The sequence below is a fragment of the Nocardia sp. genome (genome assembly GCF_025465275.1).
Taxonomy (GTDB): Bacteria; Actinomycetota; Actinomycetes; order Mycobacteriales; family Mycobacteriaceae; genus Nocardia.
In genome coordinates this window covers 99,464-119,006 of sequence record NZ_JAODNK010000131.1, presented here as the reverse complement: position 1 = coordinate 119,006, position 19,543 = coordinate 99,464, and the positions used below count along the sequence as shown (strand labels likewise).

Annotated in this window: 20 protein-coding genes; 6 read left to right on the top strand and 14 right to left on the bottom strand. The window is 64.6% G+C overall.

The window, feature by feature from the left end:
- Positions 1-239: 239 nt before the first annotated feature.
- The gene (locus tag JWN03_RS28795) at positions 240-2,273 is read left to right on the top strand and encodes an SDR family oxidoreductase (protein WP_297621629.1); all 2,034 of its coding nucleotides are present in this window, start codon (positions 240-242) and stop codon (positions 2,271-2,273) included.
- Between the two features lie 82 nt (positions 2,274-2,355).
- Here JWN03_RS28795 and JWN03_RS28790 read toward each other — a convergent pair whose 3' ends face one another.
- Positions 2,356-3,003: a cutinase family protein gene (locus JWN03_RS28790; RefSeq protein ID WP_297621626.1), complete on the bottom strand. Its 648-nt coding sequence runs from the start codon at positions 3,001-3,003 to the stop codon at positions 2,356-2,358.
- A gap of 269 nt (positions 3,004-3,272) precedes the next feature.
- Here JWN03_RS28790 and JWN03_RS28785 point away from each other — a divergent pair, with 269 nt between their 5' ends.
- The gene (locus JWN03_RS28785; RefSeq protein ID WP_297621624.1) at positions 3,273-4,676 is read left to right on the top strand and encodes a WS/DGAT/MGAT family O-acyltransferase; all 1,404 of its coding nucleotides are present in this window, start codon (positions 3,273-3,275) and stop codon (positions 4,674-4,676) included.
- A 10-nt stretch (positions 4,677-4,686) separates the two neighbouring features.
- Here JWN03_RS28785 and JWN03_RS28780 read toward each other — a convergent pair whose 3' ends face one another.
- Positions 4,687-5,616 (bottom strand): alpha/beta fold hydrolase, encoded by a 930-nt coding sequence (locus JWN03_RS28780; RefSeq protein WP_297621622.1) that lies wholly within the window; start codon positions 5,614-5,616, stop codon positions 4,687-4,689.
- A gap of 95 nt (positions 5,617-5,711) precedes the next feature.
- Positions 5,712-6,518 (bottom strand): expansin EXLX1 family cellulose-binding protein, encoded by an 807-nt coding sequence (locus JWN03_RS28775; protein WP_297621666.1) that lies wholly within the window; start codon positions 6,516-6,518, stop codon positions 5,712-5,714.
- Between the two features lie 296 nt (positions 6,519-6,814).
- On the opposite strand from JWN03_RS28775, the gene JWN03_RS28770 reads away from it, so the two are divergent.
- Genes JWN03_RS28770 through JWN03_RS28760 form a run of 3 tightly spaced genes read left to right on the top strand, consistent with a single transcriptional unit; the run spans position 6,815 to position 9,317 of the window.
- Positions 6,815-7,672, top strand: a complete 858-nt coding sequence (locus JWN03_RS28770) for a cyclopropane mycolic acid synthase family methyltransferase (protein WP_297621620.1) — start codon at positions 6,815-6,817, stop codon at positions 7,670-7,672.
- 36 nt (positions 7,673-7,708) lie between these two features.
- Positions 7,709-8,113 carry a DoxX family protein gene (locus JWN03_RS28765; RefSeq protein WP_297621618.1) on the top strand — a complete coding sequence of 135 codons (405 nt, stop codon included), beginning with the start codon at positions 7,709-7,711 and terminating at the stop codon, positions 8,111-8,113.
- Positions 8,114-8,147: 34 nt separating this feature from the next.
- Positions 8,148-9,317, top strand: a complete 1,170-nt coding sequence (locus JWN03_RS28760) for an erythromycin esterase family protein (protein ID WP_297621616.1) — start codon at positions 8,148-8,150, stop codon at positions 9,315-9,317.
- Here the strand turns inward: JWN03_RS28760 and JWN03_RS28755 are convergent, their stop codons facing one another.
- Positions 9,318-10,415, bottom strand: coding sequence for an amidohydrolase family protein (locus JWN03_RS28755; protein ID WP_297621614.1), 1,098 nt, complete (start codon positions 10,413-10,415; stop codon positions 9,318-9,320).
- A gap of 159 nt (positions 10,416-10,574) precedes the next feature.
- Positions 10,575-10,931 (bottom strand): ester cyclase, encoded by a 357-nt coding sequence (locus tag JWN03_RS28750; protein WP_297621612.1) that lies wholly within the window; start codon positions 10,929-10,931, stop codon positions 10,575-10,577.
- A 112-nt stretch (positions 10,932-11,043) separates the two neighbouring features.
- Between JWN03_RS28750 and JWN03_RS28745 the strand changes: the two genes are divergently transcribed.
- A complete protein-coding gene (locus JWN03_RS28745; RefSeq protein WP_297621610.1) occupies positions 11,044-11,649 on the top strand; it encodes a TetR/AcrR family transcriptional regulator in 606 nt (201 codons plus the stop codon).
- Here JWN03_RS28745 and JWN03_RS28740 read toward each other — a convergent pair.
- From JWN03_RS28740 to JWN03_RS28700, 9 genes are read right to left on the bottom strand one after another with little or no spacing between them, the layout of a single operon-like run.
- Positions 11,646-12,281, bottom strand: coding sequence for a TetR/AcrR family transcriptional regulator (locus tag JWN03_RS28740; protein ID WP_297621609.1), 636 nt, complete (start codon positions 12,279-12,281; stop codon positions 11,646-11,648). The two genes, JWN03_RS28745 and JWN03_RS28740, sit on opposite strands and share 4 nt — an antisense overlap.
- Positions 12,278-12,859, bottom strand: coding sequence for a TetR/AcrR family transcriptional regulator (locus tag JWN03_RS28735; protein ID WP_297621664.1), 582 nt, complete (start codon positions 12,857-12,859; stop codon positions 12,278-12,280). The genes JWN03_RS28740 and JWN03_RS28735 overlap by 4 nt, the downstream gene beginning before the upstream one ends.
- A gap of 59 nt (positions 12,860-12,918) precedes the next feature.
- On the bottom strand, positions 12,919-13,605 hold the full coding sequence (locus tag JWN03_RS28730) for a hypothetical protein (RefSeq protein WP_297621608.1): 687 nt from the start codon (positions 13,603-13,605) through the stop codon (positions 12,919-12,921).
- 13 nt (positions 13,606-13,618) lie between these two features.
- The gene (locus JWN03_RS28725) at positions 13,619-14,569 is read right to left on the bottom strand and encodes an MlaD family protein (RefSeq protein ID WP_297621607.1); all 951 of its coding nucleotides are present in this window, start codon (positions 14,567-14,569) and stop codon (positions 13,619-13,621) included.
- Complete coding sequence (locus JWN03_RS28720; RefSeq protein ID WP_297621606.1) at positions 14,566-15,573, bottom strand: MlaD family protein; 1,008 nt, start codon at positions 15,571-15,573, stop codon at positions 14,566-14,568. The genes JWN03_RS28725 and JWN03_RS28720 overlap by 4 nt, the downstream gene beginning before the upstream one ends.
- Entirely contained in the window at positions 15,570-16,505 is a 936-nt protein-coding gene (locus JWN03_RS28715; protein ID WP_297621604.1) for an MCE family protein, read from the bottom strand. The genes JWN03_RS28720 and JWN03_RS28715 overlap by 4 nt, the downstream gene beginning before the upstream one ends.
- Positions 16,505-17,524 (bottom strand): MlaD family protein, encoded by a 1,020-nt coding sequence (locus tag JWN03_RS28710; RefSeq protein ID WP_297621602.1) that lies wholly within the window; start codon positions 17,522-17,524, stop codon positions 16,505-16,507. Before JWN03_RS28710 ends, JWN03_RS28715 begins: the two co-directional genes overlap by 1 nt.
- The gene (locus JWN03_RS28705; RefSeq protein ID WP_297621600.1) at positions 17,515-18,522 is read right to left on the bottom strand and encodes an MCE family protein; all 1,008 of its coding nucleotides are present in this window, start codon (positions 18,520-18,522) and stop codon (positions 17,515-17,517) included. Before JWN03_RS28705 ends, JWN03_RS28710 begins: the two co-directional genes overlap by 10 nt.
- The gene (locus JWN03_RS28700) at positions 18,519-19,541 is read right to left on the bottom strand and encodes an MlaD family protein (RefSeq protein WP_297621598.1); all 1,023 of its coding nucleotides are present in this window, start codon (positions 19,539-19,541) and stop codon (positions 18,519-18,521) included. Before JWN03_RS28700 ends, JWN03_RS28705 begins: the two co-directional genes overlap by 4 nt.
- Positions 19,542-19,543 lie beyond the last annotated feature (2 nt).

Sequence of the window (19,543 nt, the reverse complement as noted above, 5' to 3'; positions counted from 1 at the left end):
GTTACACACAAACACTCGAATTGCTACCGGGTGACCAGTCCCACATGCCCGAAATCCCCGTTTCGGTTGAAGGCGTTATGAGCGACCCGTAAAGTTACTCACCAGTTAGGCACGATGGTGTTCCTACCTCGGCCCGACATTCTGCTAAGGGGCCGTCTCTATTCATCGTCCACATCCACCGACGCATGTCGGACGAACAACGTTGAGCACCAACATGTTCGTACATTAAGGAGGGGACGATGGTTGCCTACATCGTCACGGGCGGTACCGGGTTCCTGGGCCGTCGCGTCGTCGCCGGGCTGCTGGACCGCGACCCGCACGCTGTTGTCCATGCGCTGGTTCGTGAGGCGTCGGTCGCCAAACTGCGCGAGATGTCCATCGGCTGGGGTGCCGAGGATCGGGTGTTCCCACTGGTCGGTGACCTCACCGCACCTGGGCTCGGACTGCGCGACAGCATTACCGGCGAGTTGGACGCACCCAGCGCCGACCACGTCATCCATCTGGGCGCCGTCTACGATATGACCGCCGACGAGGACAGCACCTACGCCGCCAATGTGCAGGGGACGCGCGCCGTAGTAGAGCTGGCCACCGAGATCGGTGCGGTCCTGCACCACGTTTCCTCGGTCGCCGTCGCCGGTGATCACAAGGGCAAGTTCTTCGAGGACGACTTCGATCTCGGCCAGCGTCTCGATTCGCCTTATCACCGCACCAAATTCGAAGCCGAGAAACTCGTGCGCGAAAGCCGTGGCCTGCGCTGGCGGGTATACCGCCCGGCCATTGTGGTCGGCGATTCCCGCACCGGCGAGATGGACAAGATCGACGGGCCGTACTACTTCTTCCCCGCCATTGCCGGACTGGCCGCACTGCCGTCGGAACTGCCGATGCCGCTGCCCGATCTGGGTGCGACGAATATCGTTCCGGTCGACTATGTGGCGGCCGCCATGGTCGAACTCGTCAACAAGCCGGGATTGATCGGCCGCACCTTCCATCTCACCAATCCGGAGCCGCAGCCGTTCGGCCAGATCTACGCCGCCCTGGCCCGCGCCGCCGGCGCGCCTACCGGTTTCGGCACGCTCCCGGGCAGCCACGCCGCCCTGCACGCCCTCGGTGGACTGCCCGGCGTGCCCGCGGTGCGCGATTTCGTGCTGGAGCGCTTCGGCATTCCCGCCGAGGTCGCCCCGCACACCGCCTTCGAGTCGGCGTTCTCCTCCGACTTCACCCGGGCGCAGCTGCGCGGCACCGGCATCGAGGTGCCGAAGTTCGATACCTACGCCGCCAAGCTGTGGAGCTATTGGGAGGCCCACCTCGACCCCGATCGCGCTCGCCGCGGTGGCAAGGAGCCGCTGCGGGGCCGGATCGTGCTGGTCACCGGTGCGTCCTCCGGCATCGGCCTGGCCACCGCGCACGCGGTCGCCAAGCGCGGTGCGACCGTACTCATGGTGGCTCGCACACCCGAGGACATCGACGCCGCCGCCGTAGCGGTGCGCGCCGAAAGCGGTGCGGCCCAGGCCTACATCTGCGATATCACCGATGAGAAGTCGGTGGAGCTGCTCGTCAAGCAGGTGCTCGCCGACCACCGTCACGTCGATTTCGTGGTAAACAATGCGGGCCGCTCCATCCGTCGGTCGGTGCTCAATTCCACCGATCGCATGCACGATTTCGAGCGCACCATGGCCGTCAACTACTTCGGTGCGGTGCGGTTGATCCTGGCCCTGCTGCCGTCCATGCGGGAGCGCCGCTTCGGGCACTTCGTCAATATCTCCTCCATCGCGGTGCAGACGAAGGTGCCGCGCTTCGCCGCCTATGTGGCTAGCAAGTCGGCGCTGGACAACTTCAGTGAGATCGCCGCGGTCGAGAATGCCGATGCCGGAATCACGTTCACCTCGGTACGGATGCCGCTGGTGCGCACGCCCATGATCGCGCCGACGGACCTGTACAAGTCCATCCCGGTGCATTCACCCGATCAGGCCGCCGACATCGTGGTGCGGGCGCTGGAGCACCGGCCCAGCCGAATCGATACGCCCATCGGCACTTTCGCCCAGCTGGTGGACATGGTCATGCCGTCGGTGAAGCGCGCCATCCTCTCGGAGGGCTTCCACATGTTCGGGGACTCCAAGGCCACCAAGCCGGTGCGCGACGGTGACGCGGCGCCCGTCGCGAAGAAGGAGTCCCGCAGCCCGCTGCTGGCCCTGGCGCCGATCGTGCAACCGCTGATGGGCCTGCCCGCTCCGGCGGCCCGCATTGCCAACCGGATTCCGGGACTGAACTGGTAATCTCTTCCTGTTCAACAGTATTCGGCCCGGTGAGAAGTTCTCACCGGGCCGAATCGTCGGGGAGCCCCTCCCCTGGTTCTTCTCAGACGTGGTTCGCCGCGAAGTTCACCGCGCCGACGAAGCTGCTCCCGTAGGCGACGTGGGCATTGGCATCAACACCCGCTCCGCAGATGGGATCGCCTCCGGTGCACCAGTCTCCGGTGCGAGACAGGTACGCGCCGGGCACATTCCAGCCGATGGCCCGCATGGGATCACCGAACAGCAATACGGCCGCGACGCGGTCGCCGAGGTCACCGGGCAGCTGCACCCGGCCGGGGTACCAGGACACCGCGCCGGTGCCCAGTGCCGCGTGCACGACCGCCGCACCCTGTGAGTACCCCACCAGGATGAACCGCTGCGCCGGGCAGGCCGCCGCCTGAGCGGCCAAGTGCCCCACCAGATCCGCCGAGCCCGCGCCCAGATTGAAGCTGTAGTCCGCCGGGTAATTCACGGCGTAGGCACTCGTGCTCACGGGCAACCGGTCCTGCAGCATTCCGTATAGCGGATCGCCGACCGCGTCGCCGAGCCACCCGGGTTCACCCGTGCCCCGCGCCACGACCACATCCACGTCGGTACATGCGTCCGCGTGGGCCCGGGGTAGTGGGAAGAACACACTCGCCACCAGCAATATGGCGGCGAGAACCCAAGCTATACGCCACTTTCCAGTCAGCACAACCCTTCGGTCGCCCATTGTTCTCACCCTCTCACGCCGTTGTGAGAGGCCCGGTGACTCTTGTCAGTGACAAGTGACGATCCGCCGGGCCATGTGACCCAAGGTAGGGAGAAGCTGAGAGTGCGGCAACGAGTCCTATCGGAGAGATACCCAATTGGTGCCCATCCGTATCACTACGAAACTTGTTATCTACAAGCTACTTTGAGGCAACGAACCGGACACGGATCGGTCCGCCGGGGTACCGCAATCGGGGCGCAAAGTAGAACGAGTTCTCATAGGGTGTTGGTATGGAACGACTTACCGGACTCGATGCGAGCTTCCTCTATCTCGAAACGGATACCCAACTCCTGCATGTCTGCGCACTGCTGATACTCGATCCCACCGCGGAGGGAGGTGAATTCGACTACGACACCTTCAAATCCGAACTCGGCCGGCGGCTGTACCTCATTCCCGCCATGACCCGCCGTCTGCACAATGTGCCGTTCAACCTCGATCATCCGGTGTGGGTGCGCGATCCCCACTTCGATCTGGACTACCACGTCCGCCGGGTGGGCCTGCCCGCACCGGGCGGCCGCCGGGGACTGGCCGAGATCACCGGCGATATCGCAGGTAGACAATTGGACCGCAGTCGCCCGCTGTGGGAGATGTGGGTGGTGGAGGGCCTGCCCGACAATAAGGTCGCCGTGCTGTCCAAGTACCACCATGCGATCGTCGACGGCATTACCGGCACCAATATGATGATGCACCTCTGCGATATCGAACCGGGTGTCACCTACACCCCGCCGGTCGAAATCCCTGCCGCCGAAGCAGAACCGAACGATGTACTGCTGGCCGCCGAAGGCCTCGCCAAGTTCCCGGGCAAGCTCGGCATATTCGGCATGGTGCCGCAGACCGTCGGAATTCTGACCGGGTTGGTGCAGCGCCGGCGCGGCAGCAACGAGAGCCGCGGCATGGCGCTGCCGTTCACCGCGCCGCGAACCCCGTTCAATCGCGCAATCACCCCGCATCGCTCGGTGTCCTTCATGCAATCGGACCTGGCCGATATCAAGGAGATAAAGACCGCGTTCGGCGTCAAGGTCAACGATGTGGTGCTCGCCGTGGTCGGCGGGGCGCTGCGCAGTTATCTCGAACTGCACAACGAGCTGCCCGACACCTCGCTCATCGCCTCGGTTCCGGTGTCGGTACACGAAACCTCCCGGCACGAGGCGGGCACCAATAAGGTCTCCACCATTTTCGCGCGCCTCTACACCGATCTCGCCGATCCGGTCGAGCGCCTGGAGGCGATCGCCGCGGACAATCGCGGGGCCAAGGAGGAACACGATCTGATCGGCGCCGATTTCCTACAGGATTGGGCGAAGTACGCCCCGCCCAACACCTTTCAGCTGGCGGCGCGCGCCTATTCCTCACTGAAACTGGCCGAGCACCATCCGGTTGTGCACAATCTGGTGGTCTCGAATGTGCCCGGGCCCAATTTCCCCATGTACTTCCTGGGCGTGCGGGTGTCTTCGATGTATCCGTTCGGGCCGGTGTTCCACGGCGCCGGGCTCACCGCCACCGTGATCTCCAACAATGGCAATCTGGATTTCGGATTCATCGCCGCCAAGGAACTGGTGCCCGATATCGAGAAGCTCGCCGACGCCGTCCCCGAGGTGGTCACCGAGCTACTCAAGGCAGCGAGCGAAAAACGCTGAATCCCAGCGCTTATCGCCGTTCGACCACAGATTGACAGGCCTCGAGGAACACCGGGACAAAGACGTCCGCCTCGAGTGCACAGGCCGCATGGCCGGCCTTCGCGAGGAAGATCTCCGCTCCCGGAATCATTTTCGCCATCTCCAATTGCCGATAGACGGGGAGTGCCCGATCTCGGGTGGTGATCACCACCGCCGCCGGCACCTTGAGCGTCGAGAGCCATTCCGTCGCATCGAAATTACCGAGCACCGCCAGGGCCTGCGCCAGCGCCCAGCCGCTCGTGCTGCGCATTTCCGCCATGGCCCAGCGATCCATCCGGCCCACCGGCCAGGACGCCTCCGGCAGTACCGGGAGCTTCTGCTTGTGCAATTCGGTTCGGCGCGTGGCCGTTTCGGCGAACGAGGCCGCCAGCAGGCCCCAGGCTTTGTGGAAGGCACGCTCGCGGCGGGTCTCCTGGAAGCGGTAGGTGGTGGCGGCCAGCACTATTCCGCCGACCTTGTCCGGATGCCGGTGTGCGGCCAACTGTGCGATGACGCCGCCCATGGAGTAACCGGCCAGCACCGGGCGGTCCAGCCCGAGCACCTCGGCCACCGCGATCGCGTCGTCGGCCAGATCATCGAGATCGAAACGCTCGGAACGGATTCCGTGGCCGTGCCAGCGCTGATCGAAGAGCACCACCCGGTAGAGCTCATTGAGCTCGCGCAGGGAGGCGAACCAATTGAGCATGGCGGTGGTGGCCATGCCGTGCAGCAGCAGGATGGTCGGCGAATCCGCCGCCGGGCCCGCCAGGTCCACCACATAGGTGCTGCCGCGTCCGGGCAGCTCGACCATCGAGCCCTGCGGAACCTCCGTCAACCGCGAAATGCGCGGTGACAGACGGCGGTTGCGCCGGCGCTCGCCGGACTGGGTCACCTCGGAATATTCCAAGCTGGGTTTCGTCATCGAATGCCTCCCGGGAAGCCGCATCAACGGTCAAAAATGAAACACGTTTCAGTTGATGATGCCATAATCCCGGAGCGATGTCGGAGTACGTCGTGTCACGAATTGCAGTGCGATGGGGCCGGGACCACAGTCGTGACGACCACCGGTGGCGGCGGCACGGCCACCGTGGTGACCGGTGGCGGATCCGGGTCGTAGAGCCGAATTCCGGTGTAGCGCAATTGACCCGGAGTAATGGTGATGCCGGGAACCTCCACGGTGTGGCCGTAGATATCGGTGACCCGGGCGGTGAACGGGCCCGGACCGGCGGCCGAAATGGTCCAGTAGTTGTCGTAACCGCGGTGCAGCGGCTTCCAGTCGCCGCCCGCATCCGCGTGCAAGTCGACCGCACGCAGCGGATTGCCGCCGCCGGAGAAGAGCACCCCGATCCAGGCCGCCGATGCGCCCTGCTGCACCCGGTAGAACAGTTCCGGTGCGGGATTCGGGTCGATCACCTGGCTGATTTTGATCTGCGCCACACCGTCGGAGCTATTGGCGATGGCCTCGAAGGCGGCTCGGCTCAGATCGTATTGATGCGGCGCGCAACCCGGGCAGCGGTCCACGATCTGCGCGCGCACGCTGCCGAGGGGGCCGTCAATATTGACATAGGTGCCGCAGGGCGAGGAGTCGGCGTACTCAATGGTCGGTACGCCCACGTAGTAGCCGTCCAGGGGCAGATCCGGCAGTGAGCACGCCACACCGGGACTGAACGCGTAGAAGCGAGCCTGCGCCGCTTCTGGCTGCGGGGGCGGCGGCGGGGACGGAAGCTGCTGCGTGGTAACCAAACTGGGAGTCGTCGGTGCGGGCTCCGTGATCACGGTGGTGATCGGCGCGGCCGAACGGCAGGCCACGGGCTCGGGACGCATCACCCATGTTATTGTCCCCACCACCACCGCCGCCGCGAGTGCCGTCCACAACCAGGGTCTGCTCGAACGAACCACTTCGTATCCTGTGCGGTGCATGGCCGCTCCCCAACCTCCGAATTGTGTTTGCTGCAACGATGCTGAGCCCCTTCAGGAAAGCAGTAGCGCCGGTCACGCCGGGGTCGAATCGGAAACTCGGAGTGAAAAACTCGGCGAGTCGCCGGTGTGTCATGGATCTAGAACGGACAACCGCCCCACTCCGTATCCCCTGGCGTACACCGACTTCAGGAGCACCCCTCATGCCCGACCTTGTGCCGTTCTACAAGCAAGTCCAATCGCACTACGACGTCTCCGACGACTTTTATGCGCTGTTCCTCGACCCCTCCATGACCTACAGCTGCGCCTACTTCCCCGATGCCACCATGAGCCTGCAGGAGGCGCAGCTCGCCAAGATCGATCTCGCGCTCGGGAAGCTGCGGCTGCAGCCGGGTATGACGCTGCTCGATATCGGATGCGGTTGGGGCGCAACGATGATTCGCGCCGCGCAGCACTACGGGGTGCGGGTGATCGGACTGACCTTGAGCCGCAATCAAGTCGACTACACCCGGGCCCGGCTCGCGGAGCTCGGCATCACCGATGCCGAAGTGCGCCTGCAGGGTTGGGAAGAGTTCCGCGGCAAGGCCGATCGGATCGTGAGCATCGGGGCCTTCGAACATTTCCGCAAAGAACGCTATCCGGAGTTCTTCGCCCGCTGCCATGCCATGATGCCGGCTGACGGGCGGCTGCTGTTGCACACCATTATCGGGCGCACGCTGGCGGAACTGCGCGCGCTGAACATCCCCGTCACCCGCGACGATGCCCGGTTCCACATCTTCATGAAGCGCGAGATCTTCCCGGGCGGGCAGCTCCCCCAGCTGTCCACGGTGACCGGTCTCGCCGGGGCAGCGGGATTCCATACCCAGCGCATCCATTCGCTGCAGGCGCACTACGCGCACACTCTCGACCTGTGGGCCGAGTCGCTGCAAGCCCATCGCGCCGAGGCGGTCCGACTCACCTCCGAGGAGGTCTATGACCGCTACATCAAATACCTGACCGGCTGTGCCCACTACTTTCACGCCGGGCACCTGGACATCATGCAATTCACCCTGGTGAAGTAGCCCGAGCCCGGCACGATTCTGCGCCACAATGGAGTGATGACGGGTTGGACTAGGGACCGTCGGTACGCCTACTGGTCAGCGACCATTTTCATCTGCGCTGAAGGCGTGGTCGGCGGGATCTGGGATATCGCACGGATCCACTACGTGCGGGATCTGGTCACGCATCTGGGTTATCCGACGTATTTCCTGGTTCTGCTGGGTGTGTGGAAGGTACTGGGTGCGGTGGTGCTGCTCGCGCCGCGTGTGCCGCTGGTCAAGGAGTGGGCCTATGCCGGGACCTTCTTCGTCTACACCGGGGCGATGGTCTCCCATCTGACCACCGGGTATGCGCTCAGTGAGCTGTGGATCCTTTCGGTGCTGACGGTGCTCACGGTGCTGTCCTGGGCGCTGCGGCCGGACAACCGCCGACTGCGCGGAGTGCAGCCGGTCACCTCGGGTTGACCTCAACCTGAGTCGAGGTACGAGAGTTGTGGGTATGAACGCAATCTCGAGTCCGGCAACGACTTCGACCGGCATCGCACTGTCCGACCTGCCGTCGGCTCCCCGTCCCCTCGATGACGCGGCGATCGATGAGATTGCGCGTTCCCTGGCGCAGGCGACCGTGGTGGGGATCGGTGAATCGACGCGGTTCGCGCAGGAGACCTTCGAGGTGCGGGATCGGCTCTTCCGGATTCTGGTGGAGCAGTACGGTTTCCGCGCGGTGGCCTTGCAGGACAGCGCTGATGTCGCCGCCGTTCTCGACCACTACGTGTTGACCGGTGAGGGTACGGCGCAGGCCGCGCTCGATACCGCGTGGCGGCCGTGGCGGACCGGTGAGACGGCCGCGGCGCTGGAGTGGATTCGCGACTTCAATCGCGATCACGGCGACGATCCGGTCCGGATCATTGCCGTCAAGCCCACGCAGGCCAATTCCGCGGATTACGACGCGGTGCTGGAAGCCGTGCGGCGCAGTGCTCCGAATCGGCTGGCCGAAATCTCCGCACATCTCGAACCGATCCGGAGTGCGCACACCACCGATGAGCATGTGCAGCGCGCACGCGGGATCCACCCGGGTCGGGCCTTCCAAGAAGATGCCCGCGACGCGGCGACGGTGCTGAATTCACTGCCCGAGGTGCCGGAGGATGTCCGGTCCCGGATGCGGCTGATTGTCGAATTCCATGAGCGCAGTGTGGCCGGGCGCGGGTCGTTTGTCGGCGATGACGACCTATGGGGCGCTGCGATCATCGACCAGCAGACGCGGACCGGGCAGCGGATTGTGTACTGGGACGGCATCGCCCACAGCGCCGCCATCGCCACCGGCTCCGGTGAGCACCCCACGGCCGGCAGTGTGCTGCGGCAGCATTACGGCGCGAAGTACGCCTCGGTGGCCATCGGATTCCACCACGGGAACCTCGGTATCACCGATGTCCCCGCTCCGCCTTCGGATTTCCTCGACGCACTGCTGGGTTCGGTGGATCTCCCGGTGCACTGGGTGGATCTGCGCGGCCACCGCGGTTCGCTCGGCCCGCTCAAAATGCGCGTGATCAGCGGGGTGTACGACTCGTCGAACGATGCGGCGGCACACATGGTGTTCGCCGATCTGCCGTCCGCATTCGACATCGTGATCCACGTCCGCGAGGCTTCGCCGCTGCACTGGCTGGCGTGATCACATCCACGAAATCCGGTGCTCCACACCCGCACACCAGACACGCGTGATGGCACGGGTGGCGGAGATGTCGGCCAGCGGATCGCCGTCGACGAGGACCAGATCGGCGCGGGCGCCCGGCATGATCACGCCCCGGTCGGTCAATCCGAAATGCTTGGCGGGCAGGCTGGTTGCCGCACGTAGGGCCTCGGCCGGGGTCAGACCGGCGGCCACCAGCAATTCGAGTTCACGGTGCAGGGCGGCGCCGTGCTCGGGCTGGAACGGCACCCCGACCTGGTCATTGGAATCGCTGCCCGCCAGCACCGGCACACCCGCGGCATGCAGTGCACCGACCGTCGCGAGGCAGTGCTCGATCCCGCCGATGCCGAGCGCATTGGCGATGCCCTCCATCATGACGATGGTGGGCACCGCGATACCGCCCTGTTCAGCCATGCGCCGCACGTCAGGCGCGGATACTTCGGCCTCTCGCGGCACGTGGGTGAGGATATCCGCGCCGATGTCCAAGCCGGTGAGATAGGCGCCGACCGACGCCGCGTGCGCCACAACCTGCAGGCCCCGCGCATGCGCCGCCTGCACCACCGCGGCGGCCACTTCCGGATCGGGTCCCCCGCCGCCCGGCGCCTCCAGCACGATCTTCACGTAATCCGACCCGGCCGCGGCCCGCTCGGCCACCATGCGTTCGGCCTGATCCGCAGCCGTGATGACCGCGGCGTCAGACATGCCGGGCACCCTGGCATGCATACCGCCCGGACCGATCAGCGGAGTGCCGGCGCTGCGAATATCGCTCGCGCCGGACTCTTTTCGCAGGGCCTCCAGCCGTTCCGGCGGCCACGTCGCCATATCGAGTCCGGTGGTCACGCCGTAGTCGGCCAGCTTCGCCAGCGTCTCCGGCCCGCGCAGATGGATATGCGCGTCGATGAACCCCGGCAGCAGAATCGCGCCACCCGCATCGATCCGCTCCGCCCCGGTCGGATCGGTGCCGATTACCGCGCCGTCGATCACCACGGTTGTCGGCTCGCCGACCTGATGACCATCGAAAACGCGAACACCGGTCAATGCGATCTTCGCCGACCCGCCCTCTGACACAACAGGATTCACGCCAACCTCCACTGCCCGGTATCCTCCGCGGCATTCGAATGCCGCCCCCGTTCAGCCTATCGGCGGGGGTCGATTCGGTCATGAGCGCGTAGCGCGGCACCGAAATCCCTGCAAACCGCGAGATGGGCTGCGCGAAATTGCGAGGGGAGCCGGGAGACGTCACCTGGGGCGGGGTCCCTCGGTGATGCCCCAGGTCTCCGCGAGGCGGCCGTGGTCGATGCGGAAGATCTCGATGAGCGTCGGCGGGGAGTCGCCGGGCGGGGTCCCTGTTCCGTGGACGGATGAGCGGATTGCGACCTTGTCGCCGTCGACCAGGATGTCTTCGGCGACAACGCGCATGGTGGGGTATTGGGCGACGACCTTGTGCCAGGCGTCTTTGCCTGCCTCGAAACCGGTGGCGCCGAGTGGGTGGTTGCGGAAATCGGGGGTGAACAGGTCTGCGGCTTGGTCGAATTGGCGGGTGTTGAAGCATTCCTGCATCCGCTGCACCAGGCCGGCATTGTCGAATGTGGTCATCGACGTCATCTCCTTTGCGGACCAGAGCGTGGTGACCGACCTCAGATAAGCGGTGCGCCGCCCCGGTTACTGTAGAAGTATACGGTGCGTCGCCCCGGTTATGCTTGGTGATATGCCGGACCCGCCATCCAAACATGTGCCAGCGCAGTCATTACGAGCCGACGCGCGCCGCAATCGGGAGCAGGTGCTGCGGACCGCGCAGCGGTTGTTCGCGACGGACGGCCTCGGTGTCTCGCTCGACGAAATCGCCCGCCGCGCCGGGGTCGGTCCCGGTACCGTCCACCGGCACTTCCCCTCGAAGGAAGCGCTGTACCTGGCCGTCGCGATCGATCAACTCGAACAATTGGTCGCCGAGGCAAAGGTGCTCGCCGAAACCGCGGATCCCGCAGTTGCGCTATTCACGATGTTGTCCCGGATGATGGCTTCGGGCGCCGAGAACGAGACTGTGAAGAGTGCTCTCGTGGCCGCTGAATACGATTTGCGCACCGCCGCACCGGAAGTGGCCGCAGACCTCACACGCGAGGTCGCCGGTCTACTCGATCGCGCGCACTCGGTCGGTGCCGTGCGCCACGACATCAGCGTCGAAGAGCTGATGGCCCTGGTCGCCGGTGCCTTCGCCGCGATCCGGCACGCCAAGGCCGAGGCCAGCAAGAAACGTTCGGCACACATCGCGCAGATCATCCTCGACGGGATACGACCTGTGAATCCTCCGGACTAGGGCTCGGCGCTCAAGGCTGAGGACAGGAAAGTGATGAGTTGGAGGCGAACTCGTTCCTGGGTGAGGCCGTCTTCGCCTGCGCGGAGGGCGGAGAAGAGGGCTGAGACGAGGACGGAGAGGAGGACTTCGCCGGCTATGTCTACGTCCAGGTGGGGGTCGAGGAAGCCCTGTTTTATGCCTCGGCTCACCTGCTGGACGGCTTGGACGCCGTAGAGGCGGGCGTTGTGGAGGCAGCGTTCTATGACGCCGTCGTCTATCGAAGAGGCTTCCAGGAGTAGGAAATTCACCAGGCCGGGTTCGGAGGCGACCAGGTCGTAGCCACGGTCGATGACGCGGGCGTAGCGGGCGCAGAAGGCTTCCATAGAGACCGGGTCGGCGTCGGCTTCGGGGCCGAGCAGGCGTTCGCGGATGTGGTCGAAGCAGTGGTCGATGACGGCGTCGAGGATGTCGCGCTTATTGTCGAAGTAGTTGTAGAAGGTGCCGTGGCTTACGCCTGCCGCGGCGGCGATATCGTCCACGCCGATGGTGCGGAAGCCGCGCGTCATGACTAGAAGGTATGCGGCGCTGACCAATTCGGCGCGGCGCAGCTCTGCGCGGGCAGCCCGCCGAGCGGTCCTCACGGGATCACTCACGAAGCGACGCTCCTTGCACGCAGTGCCTTTTTCAACAAATGCAGCACGACTGTAGTACTGCGTGCACGCAGCTGCGGATCCGACGTGCCGAGCAGCTCCCGAGCCAGGCCGGGACCCACCAGCGTCAGAATCGTGTGCGAGAGCACCTCCGGATCTGCGTCGGCACGAATCCAGCCGTCCGCCACGCCGCGCGCGAGCTCGACGGCGATCAATGAAGCGGCCATGGCCTCGAAACCCAGCAGCCGTTGTGCCAGTTCCGGATCGATGGCACCGGCCTCCACGAAGAACAGCCGCAGCAGCTGCGGTTCCCGCTCGATCAGCTCATAGAACCGCTCCGCCGCCGCCCGCACCGATTCCAGTAGCTCATCGATACTGCCGGAGGCACCGAAGAACACCGGAATCTGCACCGAGTCCATAATCTTCTCGACGCCGAAATCGATGACGTGGTCCAGGATTTCGCGCTTACTGCCGAAGTACCGATATACCGTGCCCTGTCCGATCCCGGCCCGCGCGGCCACCTCCGAAATGGCGGTGGCCTCGTATCCGTGAGCGGTGAACACCTCGTAGGCGGCTTCGATGATCTGCCGGCGCCGCCGCAGCGGAAGCTCGTGCTGCGGCGGCCGGCCTGTGCGCGGGGCTATTTCGCGGCCCCGTCCTTCGGGCCGCCGTCCTTCGCATCCCCATCCTTCGGGCCGTAGTCGACGACCACCCAGTCGCCGCCGCTCTTGGCGACGGTGACCAGCAGCAGGTTCGGCACGGTCGCCGGATCCGTCTGCTGAATGTTCTGGGTGCGCTGGGTGGCGTACACGGTGACCGCGTACTGATCGTTGCCCTTGGCTTCCACCGAGGTGCCCACGACCTTGCCGGTAGCCACGACCTGAGCACCGGTCATGATCTTGGACAGGGTGTCATGCACCTGGGTGTACTTGTTGCGCAGGGGATCCGAGGCACCGCGCTGCACGCCGTCGAAGAAGGCGGGCAGATTCTTGTAGTCGTAGTTCAGGGACCGCACGGTGTAATCGCCGGCCACCTCGGCGGCTCGATCACGATCGGAATTGCTGGTGCGCAAGGCATTCAGATCACCGGCGGAATTGTGCCAGAAGACGCCGAGCACCACGGCGGCGACCGCGAACAATGCGGCGGCAGCCACGGCGATCGGATACGCGCGCTCCCGCAATTCTTTGAGCCGCAGTGGTTTCGGTTCGGCCGGCGGCTCGGTCTCGACTGGATCCGGGACGGGCGGTGCGTCCACTGCGGGCTGATCTTCCTCGACCGAAGACTTCTCCAGCACAACCGATTCCGGCTTCTCTTCGATATCACTCACAATTGCCTTCTCTCTAACGAGGAAATTCGACGCCGACGTGGGCTGCGCCATCGCCGGGGAACACTGTGGCCAGTAGATCGACGATCGATCCGGCATCCACGCGCAGCGGCTTGATCGCGCTGGTGGAGGGCTTCAGTGCGGTAGCGATGAACCCGAGGTCGGGGCCCATTTCGGACAGATATTGGTCGATCTTGGTGACCAGCGGCCCGAGCGGATCGTCGAAAATGTGTTCACCGGCGTAGGAGTAGTTCTGGAAGGCGCCGATAATGTGCAGCAGTTCCGGTAGCGCCGAATCGATATCGCCGGCGGCGGCGCTCAGCGTCGGCGCATGGCCGTCCAGGCGGTCGCCGAGTGTCTGCACGTTGGAGTACAGGCGGGCAATCTCAGCGCGCTTGTCGTGCAAGAGATTCGCGGTGCCGATGAGCGCCTGGGTCAGATTGGCGACGTCGGCGTCCCGGCCCTCGAATCCGGCGGCCACGGTGGTCGCCAGATGCTGCAGTCGCGCCGGATCCAATTGCGCCGTCAGCGCATCCATCTTGGCGAGCGCATCACCGACGGTGGTGGCGGTCTTGACCTGACGGTTCGGCACAATGCTGCCATCATGCAGGAACGGCCCCGCGGTTCCCGTCGGCCGGAAATCGAGGAACTGCTCCCCCGCCGCCGACAGATTGGCGATCTGCACCTGACTGTCCACCGGAATCCGGTACTTCGCATCATATTCGAGCGTCACCGACAACCCGTGAATCGTGGCGCCGATATCGCGAACCCGCCCGATGGGCATACCGCGCAGCGTCACCTGGGAGGTCTTCATCAGCCCGCCGGAGGAATCCAAAACCACTGTGACGGTGTTGTTCTGACGACGCGGATCCAGATTGAGCACGCCGACGGCCATATAGCTGCCGCAGATCAGCGTCAGTATGGTCAGCAGCACCAGCGAGACCGGCCCGGAGAGTGAGAGTTTCATGGCACCATCCCGAGGGAGCGCAGGGTCGTGACGAGCTGATCGGCCTGCGCATCGGTCGATACCTTCTGCACCGCCACATCCGGTGAGTTCAGGAAGGGAATCAGCTTGTCCCGCAGCAGGGTGTGGAAGGTATCGAGGTTCGCGGCCAGCGTGATATCGGAATTCCCGAAGGTCACCGCGGTGGGCGCGAGAATCGAGACGATGGAACGGAAGTCGCCGACATGCGGCAGCAGCAGATCCCCCGCATTCTGCGCCAGCGTGCCACCGCTGATGATCAGCTTGATCACATTGAACAGCACATCCGACAGACCGGCCGCGCGCGAGGGACCCAGGGTGAGGATGCGGTCCACCGACTGGCGGCCGTCCGCGAGCTTGGTCGTAATCTGTTGTGCCGAAGCCAGAATGCGATCGATATCGGCGGTGTGCGACGCCATATCACTGAGCGCGGCCCGCCCGGCATTATTGATCCGGTCCAGCTCGGCCGGATCGGACGGGAACGCCGCATTGACGTCGGTCACCAGCTTCTGCAGATCCGTCCACCGGCCGCCGGTAATGATATTCGACAGCGCCCGCAGAATGTCCTCCACATTGGTGGCGGGCACGGTCTGCGACATCGGGATGACATCGCCATTGTGCAGGAAGCCGCTGTCCGCGTTCTTCGGCGCCTCCAGGGCGATATGGATATCGCCGAGGATGGTGCTCTGCCGCAGTTCCGCCGTGGTGGTCTTCGGCAGCTTGGCATCGGTATGCAGCTTCACCGTCGCGACGGCGGTATTGCCGATCAGATCGATGTGGTCGAGCATGCCGATCTCGACCCCGTCGGCGATCACCTTGGCGCGGTCCGGCAGATTCAGCACCGACCCGAATTCGATTCGGACGGTGTAGGTGTCACCACTCGGATAGGTCCCCGGAATGGGGATATCGGTGGCCCGCACATCGCACCCGCTGAGCAGCAGGGTCGCGGCGGTCAGCGCCGGCACCAGCCGCAGCAGTACCCGCTTCATCGGGCACCCGCCTGCGGTAGTTGCGCGGCCAGCGGCGGCAACTGCGCGAGCAGGCTGCCGATATCGCCCTGATGCTGCTGCAGAAAGTCGTGCGCCTGCGGCAGATACTGATCCAGCAGTGCGTAGACCTGCTTATCGTATTTACCCACATTGCGCGCCAGCACCGGCAGGAACTCCACGGCAATGTCCACGGCCCCGGCGAATTCGGTGGAGAACTCCCCGATCAGCTGCAACCCCGCCCGCAGATTGTCCAGCACCAGTTGCATATCCGGCCAATTGCTCACGAACATGGTGGTGAGCTGATCCAGATTGTCCACCAGCCGCCGGAACACCACATCCCGCTGGGATGGATCCCCGACCACCGCGGACAGCCGCTGCAACAGCGCATTCCACTGCGGACCGGTACCGTCGATCGCCTTGTCGGCGGCGGTCAGGGTGTCATTGATCAGCGTGTCACTGCCCTGCCCCGGCCCGGTCAGATCCCCGGCCAGCTTGCCCATGGAATCGAGCGCCTCGCTGATGCCGATGGGCGTCTTGGTGTGGTCCAGCGCTATGCATTTCGCAGTATCGAAGCGCGCACCGCCGGTGTACGGCTTGGTCAACTCCACATGCCGGTCGGTCACAATCGAGCTGGACATGGTGACGGCCTCGATATCGGCGGGCAATTTCACCTTGTCGCCGACCTTCATGGTGACCCGCATACGATCGCCGAGCGATTCGATCTTCGAGACCGTACCGACGTCGACGCCGAGCATGGTCACACTATTGCCCTTGTAGAGGCCGATGGTATCGGTGAACTCCGCGCAGACGTCCTGCTCGGAATCCCGCACCGTGCTCGCCCAGGTCACTCCTGCCGCCACGGTGGCAATCACCACGACCGCGACCCCGATTCCGAGTACGGCTCTACCCCGCGCTTTGCGAATCCACTGCATCAGCACGCCTTGCCTTCGTAGGGAATGCACACCTGCACACCGTCGGCCGGCTGATCCGCCTTCACCTGGGTGCCCAGCATGCCGTTGAGTTTGGCGATCACATCGCGCATCCCGTTCACGACGATGTCGATCCGATTCGGATCCTCCATGATTTTCGAGAACAGCTGCTCGAACTGCGTGACCGACGGCTCGATACTGTCGCCGTAGGCCATGATCGGGCGGTGCAGCACCACGAGCAGCCGCTTGACCAGGTTGAACATGCTGACGATGTCTTCCTTGCGATTGCCGAGCGAATCGGCCACGCCGCCGAGCTGGCGGACGAAGTCGGCCAGTAGCGCCTTGTCGTCGGCAATGGCGCCGATGTATTCGTCCGATATCTGCAGCGTCGTATTCAATTGCTGTGTTCGGTCGGCCAGCACACCGGTCAGTTCGTTGGCATTGCCGACCAGGCTGCGCAGCGCGTCCGGCTGCCCGGCCAGCGCCTTGTCGAGCTGACCCAGTGTGCTGCGCATGGTGGTGGCATCCACCTTGCTGAAGATGGGTGTGCCCTTGTCGAGAATGTCGCTGAGCTCGAACGGCGTCCCGGTGCGGTCGGGCGGAATGTGCTTGCGCCCCAGGTCTTTATCGCCGGTCGGCGCCAGCGCCAGATAGTGGCCGCCGATGGGGGTCAGCATCTTGACCTCCACCGCCGCCCGATCACCCACGTGCACATCGGATTTCACATTGAAGCTGACCTCGACATGATCGCCGACCAGATCAACCGATCGGATCTTGCCGACATTGATGCCCGCCACCCGGACCTCGTCACCGGAGCGCGCCCCACCGGAGATCTTGAAATCGGCGATATAGGTCCGTTGCCCGAACGGCACGACATACAGCAGCCCTGCCGCCAGCAGGAGCACCACGCATACCGAGACTCCCGCTATGCCCCAGCGCAATTGGGTCGGCTGGTCCCCGCGGCCGGTGAGCACCTCACGAATGAGCTCACTGAAATACTTCACGAGCGTTTTCAATTGCACACCACCAGGTTCTGGTTGGCGAGGACGACGCCCGCGATACCGGATACCGCCGCCTCCCCGTGCGAACAGGTAATCCGCGGCTTCACGCCATTGCCCGGCACCGCTTGGTTCAGGCCGGTGACAACCTGCGGAGTGATCGCGAGCAGCTGCGTGAGCTGGTCGGTCTGCGGCACCAGGCGGCGCAGCATGCCGTCTATCGGACCGTAAGCCTGGTCGTAGGCGTCACGTCCCTGTTCCAGCAGCGGAACAATAGGTACGAGAACAGCTTTCGCGGTATCGATGGCGCTGAGCATGACCTGGTTCTTGCTGGTGAACTCCCGGAGAATGTCCGCGAGCTGCTCCACCAGATCGCCGACGGCCTTCGACTTGCCGCCGATCTCATCGGAGACCAGGCCCAGATTGCGGACCAGCAGCACGATCACGGCCTCGCTATTGCGGGCATGCTTGGTGAGCGTATCCAGATCCGACAGCACCGGCCCGATGCCGGAGCCGTCGCCCTGGATCACCCGCAGCAGATTGTCGCCGAATTGGTTGAGCTGCGCGGGATCCAAGGTGTCGAAGAGCGGTTTGAAGCCGTTGAACAGCTTGGAGACATCGAAGCTCGGAATGGTGCGCTGCGCCGGAATCGTGGTTCCCGGAGCAAGTTTCGCGCCACCCGTACCGTCGGTGAGCAGTTCGACGTACCGCTGCCCGATGAGGTTCTGGTAGCGCACCGCCGCCTTGGTGTTGTCGTAGATCGGCCGGTCGGTGTTCACGGTGAAGTGCACACGCGCCTGCGCGCCGTCCAGCGCGACAGTCTCCACCTTGCCGACCGCAACCCCCGACATGCGCACCGAATCACCGGCGAACAGGCCCGACACATCGGTGAATATGGCGTCGTAGCCGACCTTGTCGCCCGGGATCGGGGTGCGCAGCGCGGTCACGATGAACACCGAGCACGCGGAGACGATGAGCAGGAAGATCACAAGTTTGACGGATGACTTGACGACATCGTTCATTTCGCCACTCCCCCGAGTGAATCAGCCAGGTACGGCATGGTTTTCACGATCAGATCGAGCTGCATCTGCACCCGGCCGTCCACCACCGGGAAGGCTCCGTCCATGGCGCGCAGCAGATTCGGAATTCGGTTGTAGGCCGGGGCGACGGTGCCCAGCGACACGCTGATCGGCACCGCCAGATCCAGCACGCCGCTCAGCACCTTCTCCAGCTGGGGATTATTGTGCTGCAGCAGATTCGAGATCCCAGTCAGCACAGCCTGATCGATACCGTCGGTGGCCTTGTTGGTGCGATCCTGATTCGCCGGATCACCGAAGTACGCGGCCTGTTCGAGCACGCCCAGCACGGCATGCCCGGCCGACGGAGTCAGATCCGCGAACGCGCCGGTCATATCCGCGCCGATGCCGAGATAGTGCCCGACCGGAGCCTGCTGCCCATCGGCCAGCATGCGCGCGGTATCGAAGAACGACTGCAATACCGGCTCCAGGCCGTTCGCATTGTCGAGCAGAAGATCGAAAAGCCTATGCACGGTGGCGGAGTCGAGCACCTGGGTGAGCCGGGCCGCACGCCGGAAGACCCCGGCGACGGTCGCATTGGTCGCGTTCTCGCCGATCTGCAGGGTGGCATTCTCGCGCAGCGGCGCACTGCCGCTCCCTGCCACCAGCTCGATCGCACTGGAGCCGAACACATTCGACGAGGTGAAGCGCGCCGTGACACCCTCGGTGAGTGCGGCCGCCTGCTTACGGTCGATCTGCACCTCGATGCGCTGCTGGCCGTAACCCACGGTATTCACCTCGCGCACGGTGCCGATGGCGTACCCGCGGAACTTCACCTCCGCACCGGGCGTCAGCCCCTCGCCGAGCGTCGCGGCATCGATGGTCAGATCGAAGCGGTCGGCGAACGACCCACGCGCATAAGAACTTACGACCATGGTCACCGCGACGATGAGTATGGCGATCAATAAACCCCGCAGCCGCAACGCCCACGGTCCGGCACTACGCCCGGAATGATCCTTGAACATAT